Consider the following 18952-nt stretch of genomic DNA (forward strand, 5'->3'; position numbering starts at 1 on the left):
GTTTCGGGGGAGACGGCGGGATCGGGGGATCACGGGGGAAACGCGGGACCGGACAGGCCGGGGGGTCTTGTCCGGTCCCGCGCTGTTTTTTGCGCCTGAACCGGCGCCGCTCTTGCTACGCCGGTGTGCGCGAGGCCGGGGTGCGGCAGCGGCCCGCCGCTGCCGCGGCCAGGCGGCCCAGTGCCTCCGCCTTGCCGCACGGGTGCGCGCCCAAGTCCGTCTGGCGGGCCACGATGCCCCGTTCCGCGCGCATCAGGCGCCAGCCGCGGCGGACCAGGAAGCCCACCGACTTGCGGCCCTCGCGCAGATCCCGGGCCAGCCGGCGGCGGAACGTCGTCGACGGGCGGCCGCGCAGGCACAGCGCGTCCGCCAGTACGCCCAGTTCCCGGCACCGCCCCACGATGTCCGCCGCGAAAATGCCCTCGGCCACGAACAGCGGCGTGCGGGCGATGTCCAGCGCCTCCCGGTCCACGCGCGCGCTGGTAGCGATGTCGTACACAGGGACCGTCGTACGTCCCGAGCGGCACAGCTCCACGATCGCCTCGACCGCCGCATCCGCGTCCCACGACAGCGGAGAGTCCCAGTCGATGTCCGTACTGCCCGTGACCAGCGGAAGCGTCGGGTCGTCGCCCTCTTTGTAGAAGTCGTCCAGGCGCAGCACGGGCAGACCGCTGCGTGCGGCGAGGGACGACTTTCCGGAACCTGAGGGGCCCGCGAGCAGCACAACACGGGTCGGTATGGGGGAAGAGCTCACGGGACACCAGTGTGAGGCATTGACCCGTGGAGGGGACCCATCGGAGCGGGGGTTGGTATTGAGCATCACACCTCAACTACGCTGCGTACTCGTCCGATTACTCATTCAGGCAGGAATCCCATGGCACGTCACACAGCTCCCCAGTCCCGGCGGCCCGCCCTGCTGCGTGCAGGTCTCACCGTCGCGGCGGTCGCCGCCGCCCTCGGCGCGGGCGAGGCGGCCGCCCATGCGGCACCGACGGCACCTGTGGGCCCCGACACGCTCGGCGCGGGCCCGGCCCAGGGGCTGACCGGCCCCGTCACCAACTCCGTGACCGGCGTCGGGCAGCTCAAGAGCCTCCAGCTCAACCCGCTGGCCAAGACCGGCGTCGACCCGCTCACCAACGGCGTCGCCACCCAGGTCGCCGACTTCAAGCCGGTCTCCACCGAGGCGGCCACCGGGCCCCTCGCGGACGGCGCGGCGCTCAAGGACCTTCCGGTGGTGGGCGGCGTCTCGGGCGGGCTGCCGCTCTGAGACGGAAGGAGCCCCCTGCCGCCGGACGGGACGGCAGGGGGCTCGGTCAGGGGGTGCGCCGATCAGGGCGCCGGTCGATACGTCAGTACGCCGAACCGGACGCGCCCAGTGAACCCGTCGGGTGCCAGACCGTCTTCGTCTCCAGGAACGCTGTCAGGCGCTTCGTCCCGGGGTCGGCCGCGTAATCCACAGGCTGTGGACGGAGAACGCGCTTCATGTTGTCCGCCGCCGCGATCTCCAGCTCCTTCGCCAGGACCTCGTCGGCCCCGGTGAGGTCGATCGCGTTGACGTCCTGGTGCGACGCCAGCGGGGCCGCGATCTCGGCCGTACGGCCCGACAGGACGTTGACCACGCCGCCGGGGAGGTCCGAGGTCGCCAGCACCTCGCCGAGCGAGAGCGCGGGCAGCGGGGACTTCTCCGAAGCGATCACGACGGCCGTGTTGCCCGTCGCGATTACCGGGGCGAGCACCGAGACCAGCCCCAGGAACGACGACTCCTGCGGCGCGACGATCGTCACGACGCCCGTCGGCTCGGGAGTGGAAAGGTTGAAGAACGGGCCCGCGACCGGGTTCGCCCCGCCCACGATCTGGCCGATCTTGTCCGTCCAGCCCGCGTACCACACCCAGCGGTCGATCGCCGCGTCCACGACGGCCGCGGCCTTCGACTTGGACAGGCCATCCGCGGCAGCGACCTCGGCGGTGAACTGCTCGCGCCGGCCCTCCAGCATCTCCGCGATGCGGTACAGGATCTGGCCCCGGTTGTACGCGGTCGCGCCCGACCAGCCGCCGAACGCCTTCCGCGCCGCGACGACCGCGTCGCGCGCGTCCTTGCGGGAGGAGAGAGGGGCGTTGGCGAGCCACCTGTCCTTGGAGTCCGTCACCTCGTACACCCGGCCGCTCTCGCTGCGGGGGAACTTGCCCCCGACGTACAGCTTGTAGGTCTTGAAGACGCTCAGCCGATCAGACATCGAGGTAGGCCTCCAGACCGTGGCGGCCGCCCTCGCGGCCGAAGCCCGACTCCTTGTAGCCGCCGAAGGGCGAGGTCGGGTCGAACTTGTTGAAGGTGTTGGCCCACACCACACCCGCGCGGAGCTTGCCGGCGACCGCCAGGATGCGGGAGCCCTTCTCCGTCCAGATGCCGGCGGACAGGCCGTACTGGCTGTTGTTGGCCTTGGCGACCGCTTCGTCCGGCGTACGGAACGACAGCACCGAGAGGACCGGGCCGAAGATCTCGTCGCGCGCGATCCGGTGCGCCTGGGTGACGTTCGTGAAGAGCGTCGGCGCGAACCAGTAGCCGGAGCTCGGCATCTCGCACGGGGCGGACCAGCGCTCGGCTCCCTCCGCCTCGCCGGTCTCGGTGAGAGCGGTGATCCGGGCGAGCTGCTCCGCGGAGTTGATCGCGCCGATGTCGGTGTTCTTGTCCAGCGGGTCACCGAGTCGCAGCGTGGACAGCCGGCGCTTGAGGGAGTCCAGCAGCTCGTCCTGGATCGACTCCTGGACCAGCAGGCGGGAGCCCGCGCAGCAGACCTGGCCCTGGTTGAAGAAGATGCCGCTGACGATGCCCTCGACGGCCTGGTCGATCGGGGCGTCGTCGAAGACGATGTTCGCGCCCTTGCCGCCCAGCTCCAGGGTGACCTTCTTGTCCGTACCGGCGATGGAACGGGCGATCGCCTTGCCGACCGCCGTCGATCCGGTGAAGGCGACCTTGTTGACGTCGGGGTGCGCGACGAGCGTGGCGCCCGTCTCGCCGTATCCCGGAAGGATGTTGACGACACCCCTCGGCAGGCCCGCTTGGCGGCAGATGTCCGCGAAGAACAGGGCGGAGAGCGGGGTCGTCTCGGCGGGCTTGAGAACCACCGTGTTGCCCGTGGCGAGCGCCGGGGCGATCTTCCACGCCAGCATGAGCAGGGGGAAGTTCCAGGGGATGACCTGGCCGGCGACGCCGAGCGGCTGCGGGTTCGCGCCGTATCCGGCGTGGTCGAGCTTGTCCGCCCAGCCCGCGTAGTAGAAGAAGTGCGCGGCGACGAGCGGGAGGTCCGCGTCGCGGGTCTCCCTGATCGGCTTGCCGTTGTCGAGGGTCTCCAGGACGGCCAGCTCGCGCGAGCGCTCCTGGATGATCCGCGCGATACGGAACAGGTACTTCGCGCGCTCCGAGCCGGGCAGCGCCGACCACTTCTCGAACGCCTTGCGGGCCGCCTTCACGGCGCGGTCCACGTCCTCGGCGCCGGCCTGGGCGACCTCGGAGAGCACTTCCTCGGTGCTCGGCGAGACGGTCTTGAAGACCTTGCCGTCGGCGGCCTCGGTGAATTCGCCGTCGATGAACAGGCCGTAGTTCGGCGCGATGTCGACGACCGAGCGCGACTCGGGTGCGGGTGCGTATTCGAATGCCATCGTGATCAGTCCACCGTCACGTAGTCGGGGCCGGAGTAGCGGCCGGTGGCCAGCTTCTGACGCTGCAGGAGCAGGTCGTTGAGCAGGCTCGACGCGCCGAAGCGGAACCAGTGGTTGTCCAGCCAGTCCTCGCCGACGGTCTCGTTGACCAGCACCAGGAACTTGATCGCGTCCTTGCTGGTGCGGATGCCGCCCGCGGGCTTCACTCCGACCTGTACTCCAGTCTGCTCCCGGAAGTCGCGAACGGCTTCCAGCATCAGCAGGGTGTTCGCGGGGGTGGCGTTCACGGCCACCTTGCCCGTCGAGGTCTTGATGAAGTCCGCGCCGGCGATCATGCCGATCCAGGAGGCGCGGCGGATGTTGTCGTACGTGGAGAGCTCGCCGGTCTCGAAGATGACCTTCAGCCGGGCGGCGCCCGCGGCCTCCTTCACGGCGCGGATCTCCTCGTAGACCTTCAGGTAGCGGCCGGAGAGGAAGGCACCCCGGTCGATCACCATGTCGATCTCGTCGGCCCCGGCGGCGACGGCGTCGCGTACGTCCGCGAGCTTCACGTCGAGCGCGGCACGGCCGGCCGGGAAGGCGGTGGCGACGGAGGCGACCTTGACGCCGGAGCCCTTCAGGGCCTCCTTGGCGATCGCCGCCATGTCGGGGTAGACACAGACCGCGGCGGTCGACGGGGTCGTACGGTCGGTCGGATCGGGATGAACGGCCTTGGCGGCGAGCGCCCGGACCTTGCCCGGGGTGTCCGCGCCTTCGAGGGTCGTCAGGTCGATCATCGAGATGGCCAGGTCGATGGCGTACGCCTTGGCCGTGGTCTTGATCGAACGCGTGCCGAGCGCTGCGGCGCGGGCCTCCAGGCCGACGGCGTCGACGCCGGGCAGGCCGTGGAGGAAACGCCGCAGGGTGCTGTCGGACGCGGTCACGTCAGCGAATGCGGGTGCATGGGTGGGCATGGTCACCACATGAGCATATCTACGCGCGTAGCGACCTGTACAGGGGGTCTTTGTCAGCCCGCGGGTCCGCCTCCGGCCGGAGGCGGACCCGCGGGCTCTCGTGCGGTGCGGGGCAGGCTCCCGGGGTGCGGGCCTTGTCCGGTGCCCCTCCGGGCTCGACTCCGCGGGGTCTGCGACGGTGCCGGACATGGGCGAGGCGCAGGCAGCCCGCACCTGTCGACCGACCGCAGGAGAGACAACGCCTCGTGCGTGAGCGCGGCCACCGATGGCGTGCCAGTCGCGCACACGACGGGCCGTCTGCAGCCTGGATGGTGCTGGGCACTGACGAGAACAAGATCTTGCGTGCAACGACGGGACTCCTTCAGGCGTCCGGCTGGAGCACCACCGTCGGCGGGGCCATCGTAGTGAGCAGGGTGTGCGTCACTTCCTCGTGCAGCGTGCCGTCCAGGCCGAGAGAGACGGTCCCGTCCTCAGTGATCGCGAACTCGAGGCTGACCGTGCTGTCCTTGAGGTGGAACGGGTCCTCGCCCGCACCTGCCGAAGCCATCACTCGGCGGATCATCGTGATCGCATCGACCAGCACACTGTCCACCGTTCCGTCACGAAGCTCATGCTGCTGTGCCAGATCAGGGGGGACGAGGGTCATGTCGATGAGGTGGGTGTCCCGATGAGTCACCGAGCGCCCGATCTTGAGTTTCATGCCGAGGAACGGCAGACGAAAGTTCCATGAGCTGCCCGCCGTCGCGGTGGCAACGGCATGAAGGGTGAGTCGCACCGAGGTGATGCGCAGATCCCTCTCCGTGTCGGTGGCCGATATGTTCGACTGCCTCACCGCACTCTTGACCGCGGCCACCAGGTCCTCCACGGGGACTCCGTCGTCGGTTACGTTCATGCTTCCTCGCATCAGGTGTGGGTGGGCACGACCGCGGCGGGGTTGCCGTAGACCGTGTACGCCAACCAGGTGGGATCCGCGGCGTCGTGTCCGGCGTGACAGCGTGCCTGGTGTGCCGCAGCACCGAGCGGCTCGCCCGCGGAGAGAGATGCGTAGAAGGCCTCTGCGAACCGCTGGGCGCTGTCACTGCGAACCGCCCACAGCGTGCCCACAAAGGCTCCGGCACCGGCTCCCATGAACTGCTGCGCCCACCCGAGCATCTGGGTGTACTGCGGGACCACTCCGGCGGCCCGGCATGCGTTGATGAAGACAAGCGGGCTGCTGCCTTCCAGGGCGCGGCGTGCGACCGCGCTGTTCAGCAGGGCCGGGACGAACGGGCCTCCCTCCAGGGCGATCGATGAACCACTTCCGCCTGTGTCGAAGGTGTTGTGGCAGGTGAAGTGCAGTGGCCCCGTCGTGCCGGCATCGATCACCGAGAGAATGTCGTCCAGCGTGTTGACGATCTTTCCGCTGCCGAGGATCCGGCGAATCGACTCGATCTCGCTCGAGCCGTTGACCGGTACCCGTGAGGAGACGACGTAGTGCGGCTCACCGATGGGCAGGGCGGCCGAGCGTGGCTGACCCAGGCTGTTTCTCAGGACCGGAAACTGTTCGACCATGAACCCTTCGTCGCGCCCCGGCGCGATGGGGTAGAGCAGCTCCCACGGGATGACATCGTGCTCGGTCGCGATACTGAACGCCGTGATGTGATCCCGCAGCTGCCAGAACTGCTCTTTGATCAGGTCCGGAACCATTTCGATCCACAGACCGACGCCTGTCTCCTTCATCCAGCGCCGTGCATGGCCGCCGGTGTAGTCCCCGCGGCCCGCTGCCAGTCTCTGCAACATCGCGAACGCCCGCTCCGTGGCCACTTCCGGGTTCGCCGTGAGGGCCTGCGCGAGAACGGCGCCGTAGATGCACCGGTCGGAGAGAAGCCGGAAAGTGTACTGGCCGCCCACGCGGTCGACGAGCAGCGTGACTTCACCGGGGTTGGCGCGAATCTCCCCCACCGTGGCGGCACTTGGCGACCCCACCTCGTAGGGACCGTCGGACTCCACCGACACCTCGAGGCCGATCTCCGTGAGAAAGGTCCCGCCCGCCCAGGCAGTTACCCGGACGCGGTGCAGGCCCTCGCCCCGGGCCAGAAAAGAGAACCGCGCCGGGGCAGGGTCACCCGACGACGCCACCATGATGGTCTGTTCCAACGGTCCCTGAGGGACCAGCCCGGCAGGCGCCTGCACAATGACGGTCAAAGGCGTGCCCTCGCCGCTCGGTTCGAACCCCCGCAACGGGGCCGACACCTCGTCATCAAAGGAAGAAACGCTGGTTGGCACCCGTACGATCAGACTCACCGGCCCGGACAACGCCGCGTGAGAGGGCATCTGCGCCACCAGGAATCGGCTGGTCACCGGAGTGATCGGCGCTGTTTCCTCAGGCGAGGCGCTCGCCGGCGAGGCGTCGGCCGAGGCTGAATGCCCTGCCGCCGACCTCGCGCCCAATGCGTATTCTGCCCATTCCCTGCCCCACCCCCGAGCCGCGTCGGCAGCATCGGCACGTGTCCACCACTCGACGGCGCCCGTCGGCCTTCCGGTCCGCGCGAGGTAGCCGGCCAGCACCCGCATCGCCTCGACGTCATCCGTGACAGCCATCTCGTGCAGTTGCCACTCCACCCCGTCATCCCGAGCCCACTGAGCGGCTCGGCCCAGTCGCTCTGTCAGCCTCGCGGCCAGAGAGGAGGCGACACGGGCATCCAGGGTGTCAGCACCCTCCCACCACTGGATGGCCTCGTCAGGGCGACCGAGATGGGCGAGTGCTTCCGCGACCCTTCGGATGTGCCGCGTCCCGCGGACGCGCATCAGACGGTGCAGCTCCTTGCGGGACACCTCCTGGCGCCCATCCGCCGCAGCGCGGGCCACCAGCTCCGCCACCGCTGTGACGTCACCGCTGTCTGCCAGCTGCCGCAGTTGCTCCTCGGCTTCGGCCGAGCGTCCTGCGCGGTCAAGGGCCGCGACGAGTTCCCACCGCAGGGGGGCGCCGGCGGTGGCGGCACGGGTCAGCCATTCAATGGCTTCGGAGAGCCGCTCACCGGCGCCGCCGTCCTGCAGGCGCTTCGCCAGGTCCCGCATGGCCTGTACGTCACCGCTCTCGGCCAGCTGCCGCAGCTGCTCCTCGGCTTCGGCCGAGCGTCCTGCGCGGTCAAGGGCCGCGACGAGTTCCCACCGCAGGGGGGCGCCGGCGGTGGCGGCACGGGTCAGCCATTCAATGGCTTCGGAGAGCCGCTCACCGGCGCCGCCGTCCTGCAGGCGCTTCGCCAGGTCCCGCATGGCCTGTACGTCACCGCTCTCGGCCAGCTGCCGCAGCTGCTCCTCGGCTTCGGCCGAGCGTCCTGCGCGGTCAAGGGCCGCGACGAGTTCCCACCGCAGGGGGGCGCCGGCGGTGGCGGCACGGGTCAGCCATTCAATGGCTTCGGAGAGCCGCTCACCGGCGCCGCCGATCTGCAGGCGCTTCGCCAGATTCCCCATGGCCTGTACGTCACCGCTCTCGGCCAGCTGCCGCAGCTGCCGTTCGACCTCGGCGGCGCCCAGATGATCCGAAAGCTGGCGCAGCGCGGTCTCGTCTCCAGCCGCGACCGACTTCTGCCACCAGGCGATTGCTTCGTCGTGACGCCCATCCGCAGCCAGCGCGGCGGCCAGCACACGCATCGCGAAGGCGTCACCCGCCGCCGCGAGCCGCCACCGCCAGTCCTGCCCCTCCCGACCTGCCCCACCGCCCGACACTCACCCTCACCCCATGCCGCATCGTCACCGAAGGTATACGGAGAATCACAGTAGGGCCGATACGGTCGGCTTCACGTTGTTTTGCTCGAAGCGGGGCACGACGTGTACCTGCCGCTACGCGCATGACTCGAGCCGGCGAAGTTAGGCCGCGCTCCGCACCCTCCCCGCACGGAGTGACGGCCCACGGCAACCACATGACCGGGTGAGTCCGCACCCATGGGACCGGGCAACCGCACCCGCAGGGGCCTTGCGGCAGAATCGAGGGTATGACCAGCTCCCCGCCCCCCGCCGAGCCCACCTACGCCGACCGGGTCTACCGCTCGTCCGCCGGAATGGTGGGCGGTGCGCTGCTGCTCGCGCTCATCGCCTGGATCGGCGGGGACGCGCTCATCCGCGGCGAGGGCCGTACGCCGTGGCTCGCCCTCGCCGGGGTGCTGCTGGCCGTGCCGGTCATCGTCGCGTTCGCGCTGCGGCCCGCGGTCTTCGCCGGCGAGGACAGGCTGCGGATCCGGAACCCGTTCCGGACGATCACCCTGCCCTGGGCGGCCGTCGCGGAGGTACGGGCCGGTTACTCCAGCGAGGTCTTCACCCAGGAGGGTGCGAAGTACCAGCTCTGGGCCGTGCCCGTCTCGCTGCGCCAGCGCAAGCGGGCATCGCGCCGCCAGATGCAGACCGCGCAGGACGATCCGCACGGCAGGACTTCCGTGACGGCCGACGTCAGCGACTCCCGGGCGCGCGTGGCCCCCGCCGACCAGACGGTCGCCGATCTGCGGGAGCTGGCCGAGCGCAATGCGTCGCGGCCCGGCGCGCAGGGCGAGCCGCAGATCCGCTGGGCGTACGAGGTCGTCGCTCCGGCCGTGGCCGGAGCCGTGCTGCTCATCGTGCTGCTGGCCATCGGCTGAACGCGCTCTCGGATCGATATCGATGGAGGAGGTCGCCACGGCCGGCGGCCGGCCGCGCGGAACGGCCGCGTGGGTGATCGCGCGCGACCGCGGCCGGTCACGGCGGGCCCCTCCACACCAGCAGCATGTACGCCCCGAGCCACGCCGATGTCAGCGTCCCCGCCGCCAGCAACAGGGCCACCACCGTCGCGCTCCGCGCCCGCGCCAGCGCCCGTGCCACCGGCAGCAGCAGCGGGAAGCCCGGCAGCAGAAAGCGGGCGCGCGGGAAGTAGACGCCGCCGCTGCCGAGGACGACCAGTAGCAGCATGCCGGTGAAGACGAGCAGCGCGAGCGGCTGCCGTTCGGCGATGCAGAGGAGAAACAGCCCGACCGACACGAGCAGCACCACCGACACGATCACCAGGAAGAGCTGGGGCTTGGTCATGTAGAGGAGGTACTGCCGCAGTTCGCGCAGCGTGGACGCCCCGCCGTCCCACTCGTTCCTCCACAGCTTCTGTACGGCGAAGTAGCCGTCCACGCGCCCCAGGCGCAGCCCCACCCACGCCACGAACGCCAGCCATCCCGCCGGCGCGATCAGCGCCCCGGCGAGAGCCGCGCGCCGCCCGGACCGGCGTCCGCGGCAGGCCAGGACCGCCGCCACCGAGACCGCCGCCGCGACGGCGATGCCCGTCGGCCTGGTCAGCCCGGCCAGCGCCGCGAGCGAACCCGCCCACAGCCAGCGCCCGTTGAGCACCGCGTACAGCGCCCACGCCGCGAACGCCGTGAACACCGACTCGGTATAGCCCATCCACTGGACGATCGCGACGGGCAGCACGCCCCACAGCACGGTGAGCAGAAAGCCCACCCGCCGTCCGTACAGATGGTCCCCGACCGCGAAGATGCCCCACGCGGCGACGAACGAGAACGCGATCGCGAGGAGCAGCCCGACGGTGGCGCGCGAGCCGGGCGTGACGCCCGCAACGGCCTTCACGAGCACCGGATAGAGCGGGAAGAAGGCGAGGCTGTTGTTGTTGAACCCGGTGCCGAGACTGTCGTCGTACCCGTGGTCGGCGATCCCCAGGTACCAGCCGGAGTCCCAGGACGTGGCCAGCGTCGGCCAGACGCCGTGCTGTCTGACGTGCACCCATTTGGCGAGCACCAGCAGGCCGCACAGCCGCACCGCGAGATAGCCGAGCAGGGCGGGCGCGGCATGCCGCAGTGCGGCCCGCAGCCGGTGCCGTACGTCCGTCGCGTCACCGCCTCCCGGGGCCGGCGGCCGGCGGGAGGCGGGGACGGTGGGCCGAACGGTCGCGGTGGGGGACACGGCGGCAGCTCCTGGGACTCGGTACGCGCTACCGGGTCACCATTGCCCGGACGGTCCGGGGGAGCGGGTGCCGCTGCCTCGACTCCGTACGAGATTCACCCGTACGGGCGGCTGGAGCGGCGGTCGGACACCGCCGGTCAGATACCGGCGGCGGCCGCGAGGTCCCGCTTGATCCCGTCCAGGACCTCCGTGGCCCGCGCGCGGGCGGTCCCGAGCTCGCTCGCGTCCGCGACCGGCACCACGACCTCCAGGTAGCACTTGAGCTTGGGCTCGGTGCCGCTCGGGCGGACGATGACGCGGGCCTTGAACTCGCCGTCGAGGTAGTACCGCAGCCCGTCCGTGGGCGGCAGCTTGTCCGTGCCGCGGTTCAGGTCCTCGGCGGTGACGACCCGCAGCCCGGCGAGCACGGTCGGCGGCCGCTCGCGCAGCGCCCGCATCGCGTCCGCGATGATGCCCAGGTCGTCGACCCGCACCGACAGCTGGTCGGTGCCGTGCAGACCGTGCGCGACGGCGAGGTCGTCGAGGAGGTCCGTGAGCGTACGGCCCTGCTCCTTCAGCTCCGAGGCCAGCTCGGCGACGAGCAGCGCGGCGGTGATGCCGTCCTTGTCGCGTACCCCCTCGGGGTCGACGCAGTAGCCGAGCGCCTCCTCGTAGCCGTAGCGCAGACCGTCCACGCGGGCGATCCACTTGAAGCCGGTCAGCGTCTCCTCGTACGGCAGGCCGGCGGCGTCCGCGATCCGGCCGAGCAGCGAGGAGGACACGATCGACTCGGCGAAGGTGCCCCGCGCGCCCTTGTGGACGAGGTGGGCGGCGAGCAGCGCACCGACCTCGTCGCCGCGGAGCATGCGCCAGTCCTTGCCGTCCTTGCCGTTGGGGACGGCGACGGCGCAGCGGTCCGCGTCGGGGTCGTTGGCGATGATGATGTCCGGCTCGGCCCGGCGCGCGGTCTCGAAGGCGAGATCCATCGCCCCCGGCTCCTCGGGATTGGGGAACGCGACGGTCGGGAAGGCCGGGTCGGGCTCGGCCTGCTCCTGTACGAGGGTGGGCGCGGGGAAACCGGCGCGGGCGAAGGCGGCGGTCACGACGTCCTTGCCGACGCCGTGCATGGCGGTGTAGACGACGCGGGCGGTACGGGGGGAGCCGGCGGTGAGCACGACGTCCGTACGCGCCAGATAGGCGTCCAGGACCTCGTCACCGAGGACGTCCCAGCCGCTGTCCGCGCGCGGCACGTCGTTCAGGCTCCGCACCGCCTCGATCTCGGCGGCGATCTCAGCGTCGGCGGGCGGCACGATCTGGGAGCCGTCGCCGAGGTAGACCTTGTAGCCGTTGTCGCGCGGCGGGTTGTGGCTGGCAGTGACCTCGACGCCGGCGACGGCGCCCAACTGCCTTATGGCGAAGGCGAGTACGGGCGTGGGCAGCGGGCGCGGGAGCACGGCGGCGCGGAGTCCGGCGGCGACCATGACGGCGGCGGTGTCGCGTGCGAAGTCGGTGGACTTGTAGCGGGCGTCGTAGCCGATGACGACGAGCCCGTCGCCCTGACCCTTCGCCTTCAGATACGCGGCGAGCCCGGCGGCGGCCCGGATGACGACGGCCCGGTTCATCCGCATGGGCCCGGCCCCGAGCTCCCCGCGCAGCCCGGCCGTCCCGAACTGCAGCGTCCCGCCGAACCGCGCGGCGAGCTCGTCGAGGTCCCGGGCCGCGATGAGCTTCCCGAGCTCGTCCCGGGTCTCACTGTCCGGGTCCTCGTCCAGCCACGCACTGGCTCGCGCGATGAGGTCCTGCGTCACGGTGTGTCGCCTCTCGTGAGGAGTGGGGTGGGCAACTCGAGCCCGTCCGGCGATTCTTGAGCCCGTCCGGCGATTGAGGACACGGCCGAAGGCCGTACGGGGCCCGCCGCGGGCGCCCGGGGCGGAGCTCAGATGCGGTCGAGCACCCGCGTCAGCAGGTCGCCCATCCGCGCCGCCGAATCCCGCCCCGCCTGCAGTACTTCCTCGTGGTTCAGCGGCTCACCCGACAGCCCCGCCGCCAGGTTCGTCACCAGCGAGATGCCGAGCACCTCCGCGCCCGCCTCCCGCGCCGCGATGGCCTCGAGCACGGTCGACATGCCCACCAGGTCGCCGCCGAGCACGCGGACCATGTTGATCTCCGCCGGCGTCTCGTAGTGCGGGCCGGGGAACTGGACGTACACGCCCTCCTCCAGCGACGCGTCGACCTCCTTGCACAGCGCCCGCAGCCGCGGCGAGTACAGGTCCGTCAGGTCCACGAAGTTCGCGCCGATGATCGGCGACGTCGCCGTCAGGTTGATGTGGTCGCTGATCAGCACCGGCTGCCCGGGGCGCATGCCCTCGCGCAGACCGCCGCAGCCGTTCGTCAGGACGACGGTCTTGCAGCCCGCGGCGACCGCCGTGCGGACACCGTGCGCGACGGCCGCGACGCCCCGGCCCTCGTAGTAGTGCGTACGGCCCAGGAAGACCAGCGCGCGCTTCTCACCGATCTTGTACGAGCGGATCGTGCCGCCGTGGCCCTCGACCGCCGGTGGCGGGAAGCCGGGCAGCTCGGTGACCGGGAACTCGGCCTCGGGCGCGCCGAGCGCGTCGACGGCCGGGGCCCAGCCGGAGCCCATCACCAGAGCTACGTCATGGGTCTCGGCGCCGGTCAGCTCACGCAGGCGCGCGGCGGCGGCGTCGGCTGCGGCGTGGGGGTCGGCGCTGACGCCGTTGAGGTCCGGATTCACAGATGCGTTCACGCCGACGAGGGTAGCTGGTCGTTTCCTACGCGCGTAGATGACGCAGCCCACGGTCTTTGGATCGTTGTGTTGTCGTTTCCCACAAATGAACGGTCACGACAGCCCCACGCGCTAACACGGCCGCTTCCGGAGCTCCATCACATAGTCGTGCGGCGCCCCCGCCGACTCCGCCGCGTCCGCCAGCTCGCCCAGATACCGCGCGGACGGCAGCCCGCCCTCGTACCCGTTCAGCACATACAGCCAGGCCGGCTCCTCGCCGTCCAGCGTGTCCACCCGGACCCGCATCCGCCGGTATATGTCAAGGCCGACGCCCTCCCACCGGTCCATCGAGTCCTCGTCCATGGGCGCGATGTCGTACAGCGCGACGAAGACCTGCGAGCGCGGCGCCTCCACGATCGTGGCCAGCGCCCCCTCCCAGCCCATCTGCTCGCCGCCGAAGGTCAGCCGATGGCCATTGAGCCAGCCGGTCCCGCGCAGCGGAGAGTGCGGTGCGCGGCGGGACATCAGCCGCGCGTCGAGGTTGCCGGCGTACGCGGCGTAGAGCGACATGGGATCGAGGGTACGGGAGGTGATGCGGAGGCGGCCCACACGGCAGAGCCGCACCCGGGTCGTACACGGTTGCGGCCGTATCGAGCCCCGGGCGCGAAGGCGCGTGAACCGTGCGGGACAATGGGGTACGTACTGCATTCCCCCGGGGCATCCCCCGGACCCCCGGTCGGGCGGGCAGGCGGGCCGGGATTGACAATGCGAGGCGGACTTTTTCGTGACCCGGATCGTGATCATCGGTGGCGGACCCGGCGGTTATGAGGCGGCCCTGGTGGGCGCCCAGCTCGGCGCGGAGGTGACCGTCGTCGACTGCGACGGCCTCGGCGGGGCGTCGGTGCTGACCGACTGCGTACCGTCGAAGACCCTGATCGCCACGGCCGAGGTGATGACGACCTTCGACTCCTCCTACGAAGAGCTCGGCATCATCGTGGCCGACGACACTCCGCCGCTGGAGCAGGCGGCCCGCGTGGTCGGCGTGGACCTCGGCAAGGTCAACCGACGGGTGAAGCGGCTGGCCCTCGCCCAGTCCCACGACATCACCGCCTCCGTCACCCGGGCCGGCGCGCGCGTGCTGCGCGGCCGCGCCCGGCTGGAGGGGCAGCAGGGGATGGACGGCTCCCGCAAGGTGATCGTGCGCGCCGCGGACGGCACCGAGGAGACGCTGACCGCCGATGCCGTACTGATCGCGACCGGCGGCCACCCGCGCGAGATCCCGGACGCCCTCCCCGACGGGGAGCGCATTTTGAACTGGACGCAGGTGTACGACCTGACCGAGCTCCCCGAGGAGCTCATCGTGGTCGGCTCCGGTGTCACCGGCGCCGAGTTCGCCGGCGCGTACCAGGCGCTCGGCTGCCGGGTCACCCTCGTCTCGTCCCGCGACCGCGTGCTGCCCGGCGAGGACCCGGACGCCGCCGCCGTCCTCGAGGACGTCTTCCGCCGCCGCGGTATGAACGTCATGGCCCGTTCCCGCGCCGAGTCCGCCAAGCGTGTCGGCGACCGGGTGGAAGTGACGTTGTCCGACGGCCGGGTCATCTCCGGCTCGCACTGTCTGATGGCGGTCGGCGCGATCCCGAACTCCGCGGGCATGGGCCTGGAGGATGCCGGCGTACGGCTCAAGGACTCGGGCCACATCTGGACCGACAAGGTCTCCCGTACGAGCGCGCCCGGTGTGTACGCGGCCGGTGACGTTACCGGAGTCTTCGCACTCGCATCGGTCGCGGCCATGCAGGGCCGTATCGCGATGTACCACTTCCTCGGCGACGCGGTGCAGCCGCTGAACCTGAAGACCGTCTCGTCGAACGTCTTCACCGACCCGGAGATCGCGACCGTCGGCTACAGCCAGGCGGACGTGGACGCGGGCAAGATCGACGCCCGGTCCGTCAAGCTGCCGCTGCTGCGCAACCCGCGCGCGAAGATGCAGGGCATCCGGGACGGCTTCGTCAAGATCTTCTGCCGTCCGGGCACGGGCATCGTGGTCGGCGGCTGTGTCGTCGCGCCGCGCGCGAGCGAGCTGATCCATCCCATCTCGATCGCGGTCGACAACAATCTGACGGTGGAACAGATCGCAAACGCTTTCACTGTGTACCCCTCTCTGTCGGGCTCGATCGCAGAGGTGGCACGGCAGTTGCACACCCGGAAGGCGGCCGGCGAGGCGTGAGCGGGAGTTCTTCGGTCGTACACCCGAAGAACCCCGGGCACTCCACGCAGCAGGCCGATCAACTTCGGGGCCGCCCATACCACTTGGCGGCCCCGGGTGTGCACATCTTCTCTTATTCGGCGCATAGTGCTGAAAACCAGCGGCTGGTGGGGTTACTGTCAGTTTCGTGTTCGCTGCAGAACGTCGCCAATTGATCCTCGAAATGGTGCGCGCCAACGGGGCCGTGTCGCTCCGTGAGCTCGCCCGCGTCGTCCAGACCTCCGAAGTGACCGTACGGCGGGACGTGCGGGCACTGGAGGCAGAAGGACTCCTCGACCGCCGACACGGCGGTGCGGTACTGCCGGGCGGTTTTACCCGCGAGTCCGGCTTTCCGCAGAAATCCTTGTCCGCGACCGCGGAGAAGACCGCCATCGCCGATCTTGCCGCGAGCCTCGTCGAAGAGGGCGAGGCCATCGTGGTCGGCGCGGGGACGACGACGCAGGAGCTGGCCCGCCGGCTCGCGCGCGTCCCCGGACTGACCGTGGTCACCAACTCCCTGCTGGTCGCCCAGGCGCTCGCCCATGCCAACCGGGTCGAAGTCGTCATGACCGGTGGGACGTTGCGCGGTTCCAACTATGCGCTGGTGGGCAGCGGGGCGGAGCAGTCCCTGCAGGGGCTGCGGGTCTCCCGTGCCTTTCTGTCGGGCAGCGGCCTGACCGCCGAGCGCGGCCTCTCCACCTCCAACATGCTGTCGGCGAGCGTCGACCGGGCGCTGGTGCAGGCCGCGGCGGAGGTGGTGGTCCTCGCGGACCACACCAAGCTCGGCACCGACACGATGTTCCAGACGGTGCCGACGGATGTGATCACGCGGCTGGTGACCGACGAGCCGCCGACGCATGACGACCGCGCGGCGACGGAGCTGCAGGCGCTGGCGGACCAGGGGGTCCAGATCGCGGTGGCCGGCGCGGCAGCGGGCTCCGGCGGTGACGGTGTCCCGACGGGGCGCCAGCCCCGCCGGGACGTCCCGCTCCCGAGCCAGCGCCGCACCCGTACCGGCGGCCCGGGCTCACAACTCCGCAGCGCGGCGCTGGCGGCGGAGCCGCCGGGCGAACGGGCAGCAAGGGTGGCGGACCTCCGCCGCCGCTGAGCCGTACCGGGGGGCCTGTCCCGGATTCGGGAAGGGGTGAGGTGGGGGAAGGGCCCTGCGCAGCGGCCCCCGCTCATGTCCCACTCAGGCCCCACTCGGCCCCCGCTCAGGTCTTCTCCGGCTTCAGGCCCCGCAGCGTCAGCATCAGCAGGCGGTCCGCCAACTCCGGGTCCCCCGGGTCCTGTTCCGCCGCCAGCGCGATCGCGTTCGTCAGCTGCATCAGGTCGCCGATCGACACATCCCTCCGCACTGCCCCGCTCTTCTGCGCCCGCGCCAGCAGCCGTTCCCCCGCCTCGCGCATCGGCACGCTGCACTCCGACAGTGCCGAACTCTCGTCGTGCGACGCCGACATCAGCGCCCGCGCCAGACCGCGGTACTCACCCGCATGAGTGATGATGGCGCGCAGCCACTCCACCAGCGCCCCGCACGGCCGCTCCGCCGAGGCCAGTTCGCGTGAGCGCTGCAGCAGCGATGCCAGCGCCTCCTGGAAGACCGCGTTCATCATCGCGTGGCGGTTGGGGAAGTGCCGGTACAGCGTGCCGATACCCACGCCCGAGCGGCGTGCGATCTCCTCGAGCGAGGCATCGATGCCGTGCTCCGCGAAGGCGGCCCGGGCTTCGACCAGCAGTCGTTCGTAGTTGCGGCGCGCGTCGGCTCGCATGGGGCGCGCCGAGCCCGCTGCCGTACCGGTCGACGTAGTGGTCGCCATCGCGCCGTCCTCCCTGAGTCCGCCCCCGACATCCAGTGTCCAGGATGCCATCGCGAAACCGGAGGTGCCCTCCGTATTTCAATCGGAGGAACCTCCGTATGTTGTCGTCCCCTGGAGGCCACGCCGCCATGCCCAGCACCGACGTCGCCGCACCCGTGTCACCCGAGCGCCACCGCCCGGCCCTCGCTCTCACGCTCATCCTCACCTGCCAGATGATGCTGATGCTCGACGCGACCGTCGTGAACATCGCGCTCCCCGACATCGGCCAGGAACTCGGCTTCAGCGCCGCCGGCCTGTCCTGGGTGCTCAACGCCTACACCCTCGCCTTCGGCGGACTCCTCCTCATAGGCGGCCGCATCGGCGACCTCATCGGCCGCCGTCGCGCGCTCACCATCGGCGTACTCGCCTTCACCGCCGCATCCCTCCTCGGCGGTCTCGTCGACAGCGCCGGCTGGCTGCTCTTCGCCCGCGCCGCCCAGGGCGCCGCAGCCGCGCTCACCGCGCCCTCCACCCTCGCCCTGGTCGCCACCGCCACCGCCTTCGGCGAAGGACGCGAACGCGAGCGCGCGCTCGGTCTGTTCACGGCAACTGCCGCCGCGGGATCCGCGATCGGCATGATCCTCGGCGGCATCCTCACCGAGGCCGGCTCCTGGCGCTGGACCCTCTTCATCAACGTGCCCGTCGGCCTCGCCGTCGCCGCGCTCATTCCGCTCACCATCGCCGAGACGCAGCGCCACCGCGCCCGCTTCGACGTCGCCGGCGCGCTCACCGGCACCGGCGGTGTGACCGCCCTCGTCTACGCCTTCATCCGCGCCGCCGACCACGGCTGGGGCGACGCCCAGGTCACCTGGGCCTTCGCCGCCGCCGTACTGCTGCCGGTCTTCCTGCTCGTGGAGCGCCGGGTGCGCCGGCCCGTCGTCGCCCTCGAGCTCTTCGCCGTACGCAACCGGGTCATCGCCTTCGCCGCGATGCTGCTGGTGCCCGCCGCGATGTTCGGCGTCTTCTACTTCGACACCCAGTACTTTCAATTCGTACGCGACTACAGCCCGTTGCGCGCCGGAGTCGCCTTCCTGCCACTCGCCGTCGGCATCTTCGCCGCGTCCACCCTCGCCGGCCGGCTGCTCGCCCGCCACGGCCTGAAGAAGGTCGCGGGGACAGGGCTCGCCCTCGCCTTCGCCGGTGTCCTGTGGCAGTCCACGCTCTCGACCGGGAGCGGCTACTGGACGACGCTCTTCGTCCCGCTCGCCGTCAACGGCTTCGGCGTCGGCCTGGTCTTCATGCCGCTCAGCGTCCTCATCCTTACCGGCATCCGCCCGGACCAGGCGGGCGCGGCCTCCGGGCTCATGCAGACCATGCAGCAGGTGGGCGGCGCGCTCGGGCTCTCCGCGCTGGTCACGGTGTACGGGAGCGCGGCACGCGGCGCGGGCGGCCCGGCGTCGGGCCCCGGCGCGATGGCGGAGGGCTTCTCCGCGGGCCTGCTGGCGGCCGCGGCCTTCATGGCGGTCGCGCTGGTCCTGGTCCTGGCGTCCCGGACGCCCAGGGCACACCGGCCGACCGGATCTGAACAACAGGGCCTGAACACACGCGTGGGGCCTGCCCGTTGACGCTCGACCGGGCAGGCCCCACACGTACACGTACTACCTGA

Annotated in this window: 16 protein-coding genes; 5 read left to right on the plus strand and 11 right to left on the minus strand. The window is 70.9% G+C overall.

The annotated features are described in order from the left end of the window. Positions 1–115 precede the first annotated feature (115 nt). On the minus strand, positions 116–820 hold the full coding sequence (locus tag SLUN_RS24935) for a uridine kinase family protein (protein ID WP_108151841.1): 705 nt from the start codon (positions 818–820) through the stop codon (positions 116–118). A 54-nt stretch (positions 821–874) separates the two neighbouring features. Between SLUN_RS24935 and SLUN_RS24940 the strand changes: the two genes are divergently transcribed. Continuing rightward, positions 875–1267: a hypothetical protein gene (locus tag SLUN_RS24940; protein WP_108151843.1), complete on the plus strand. Its 393-nt coding sequence runs from the start codon at positions 875–877 to the stop codon at positions 1265–1267. An 82-nt stretch (positions 1268–1349) separates the two neighbouring features. Here the strand turns inward: SLUN_RS24940 and SLUN_RS24945 are convergent, their stop codons facing one another. The 5 genes from SLUN_RS24945 to SLUN_RS24965 form a co-directional block, all read right to left on the minus strand. Next, positions 1350–2234, minus strand: a complete 885-nt coding sequence (locus SLUN_RS24945; protein ID WP_108151845.1) for an aldehyde dehydrogenase family protein — start codon at positions 2232–2234, stop codon at positions 1350–1352. Beyond that, a complete protein-coding gene (locus SLUN_RS24950; protein WP_108151847.1) occupies positions 2227–3663 on the minus strand; it encodes an aldehyde dehydrogenase family protein in 1437 nt (478 codons plus the stop codon). The genes SLUN_RS24945 and SLUN_RS24950 overlap by 8 nt, the downstream gene beginning before the upstream one ends. Further along, complete coding sequence (gene deoC, locus SLUN_RS24955; RefSeq protein ID WP_108151849.1) at positions 3663–4610, minus strand: deoxyribose-phosphate aldolase; 948 nt, start codon at positions 4608–4610, stop codon at positions 3663–3665. The genes SLUN_RS24950 and deoC overlap by 1 nt, the downstream gene beginning before the upstream one ends. 361 nt (positions 4611–4971) lie before the next feature. Then, positions 4972–5502, minus strand: a complete 531-nt coding sequence (locus SLUN_RS24960; protein WP_108151851.1) for a trypco2 family protein — start codon at positions 5500–5502, stop codon at positions 4972–4974. Positions 5503–5513: 11 nt separating this feature from the next. Next, positions 5514–8318, minus strand: coding sequence for a CHAT domain-containing protein (locus SLUN_RS24965; RefSeq protein WP_108151853.1), 2805 nt, complete (start codon positions 8316–8318; stop codon positions 5514–5516). A gap of 266 nt (positions 8319–8584) precedes the next feature. Between SLUN_RS24965 and SLUN_RS24970 the strand changes: the two genes are divergently transcribed. Continuing rightward, positions 8585–9220, plus strand: a complete 636-nt coding sequence (locus tag SLUN_RS24970; protein WP_108151855.1) for a PH domain-containing protein — start codon at positions 8585–8587, stop codon at positions 9218–9220. Between the two features lie 97 nt (positions 9221–9317). Here SLUN_RS24970 and SLUN_RS24975 read toward each other — a convergent pair whose 3' ends face one another. The 4 genes from SLUN_RS24975 to SLUN_RS24990 form a co-directional block, all read right to left on the minus strand. Next, entirely contained in the window at positions 9318–10523 is a 1206-nt protein-coding gene (locus tag SLUN_RS24975; RefSeq protein ID WP_108151857.1) for a putative hexosyltransferase, read from the minus strand. Between the two features lie 137 nt (positions 10524–10660). Next, a complete protein-coding gene (locus tag SLUN_RS24980; RefSeq protein ID WP_108151859.1) occupies positions 10661–12310 on the minus strand; it encodes a phospho-sugar mutase in 1650 nt (549 codons plus the stop codon). Between the two features lie 128 nt (positions 12311–12438). Continuing rightward, positions 12439–13269: a purine-nucleoside phosphorylase gene (locus tag SLUN_RS24985; RefSeq protein ID WP_108151861.1), complete on the minus strand. Its 831-nt coding sequence runs from the start codon at positions 13267–13269 to the stop codon at positions 12439–12441. A gap of 111 nt (positions 13270–13380) precedes the next feature. Beyond that, positions 13381–13818 carry a gamma-glutamylcyclotransferase family protein gene (locus tag SLUN_RS24990; protein ID WP_108154923.1) on the minus strand — a complete coding sequence of 146 codons (438 nt, stop codon included), beginning with the start codon at positions 13816–13818 and terminating at the stop codon, positions 13381–13383. Positions 13819–14032: 214 nt separating this feature from the next. Between SLUN_RS24990 and SLUN_RS24995 the strand changes: the two genes are divergently transcribed. Then, a complete protein-coding gene (locus SLUN_RS24995; protein ID WP_108151863.1) occupies positions 14033–15472 on the plus strand; it encodes an NAD(P)H-quinone dehydrogenase in 1440 nt (479 codons plus the stop codon). Positions 15473–15638: 166 nt separating this feature from the next. Beyond that, positions 15639–16598 (plus strand): DeoR/GlpR family DNA-binding transcription regulator, encoded by a 960-nt coding sequence (locus SLUN_RS25000; protein ID WP_108151865.1) that lies wholly within the window; start codon positions 15639–15641, stop codon positions 16596–16598. 106 nt (positions 16599–16704) lie between these two features. Here SLUN_RS25000 and SLUN_RS25005 read toward each other — a convergent pair whose 3' ends face one another. Continuing rightward, on the minus strand, positions 16705–17307 hold the full coding sequence (locus SLUN_RS25005; protein ID WP_108151867.1) for a TetR/AcrR family transcriptional regulator: 603 nt from the start codon (positions 17305–17307) through the stop codon (positions 16705–16707). Between the two features lie 128 nt (positions 17308–17435). Here SLUN_RS25005 and SLUN_RS25010 point away from each other — a divergent pair, with 128 nt between their 5' ends. After that, on the plus strand, positions 17436–18911 hold the full coding sequence (locus SLUN_RS25010) for an MFS transporter (RefSeq protein ID WP_159100319.1): 1476 nt from the start codon (positions 17436–17438) through the stop codon (positions 18909–18911). Positions 18912–18952: the final 41 nt, after the last annotated feature.

The organism is Streptomyces lunaelactis (assembly GCF_003054555.1).
In the GTDB taxonomy this organism is placed as follows: domain Bacteria; phylum Actinomycetota; class Actinomycetes; order Streptomycetales; family Streptomycetaceae; genus Streptomyces; species Streptomyces lunaelactis.

Excerpts from the sequence above, each read along its gene's own strand:
- SLUN_RS24935 (WP_108151841.1), bottom strand. The coding sequence starts at position 820 with ATGCTCAATACCAACCCCCGCTCCGATGGGTCCCCTCCACGGGTCAAT.
- SLUN_RS24940 (WP_108151843.1), top strand. The coding sequence starts at position 875 with ATGGCACGTCACACAGCTCCCCAGTCCCGGCGGCCCGCCCTGCTGCGT.
- SLUN_RS24945 (WP_108151845.1), bottom strand. The coding sequence starts at position 2,234 with ATGTCTGATCGGCTGAGCGTCTTCAAGACCTACAAGCTGTACGTCGGG.
- deoC (WP_108151849.1), bottom strand. The coding sequence starts at position 4,610 with ATGCCCACCCATGCACCCGCATTCGCTGACGTGACCGCGTCCGACAGC.
- SLUN_RS24960 (WP_108151851.1), bottom strand. The coding sequence starts at position 5,502 with ATGAACGTAACCGACGACGGAGTCCCCGTGGAGGACCTGGTGGCCGCG.
- SLUN_RS24970 (WP_108151855.1), top strand. The coding sequence starts at position 8,585 with ATGACCAGCTCCCCGCCCCCCGCCGAGCCCACCTACGCCGACCGGGTC.
- SLUN_RS24990 (WP_108154923.1), bottom strand. The coding sequence starts at position 13,818 with ATGTCGCTCTACGCCGCGTACGCCGGCAACCTCGACGCGCGGCTGATG.
- SLUN_RS25005 (WP_108151867.1), bottom strand. The coding sequence starts at position 17,307 with ATGGCGACCACTACGTCGACCGGTACGGCAGCGGGCTCGGCGCGCCCC.
- SLUN_RS25010 (WP_159100319.1), top strand. The coding sequence starts at position 17,436 with ATGCCCAGCACCGACGTCGCCGCACCCGTGTCACCCGAGCGCCACCGC.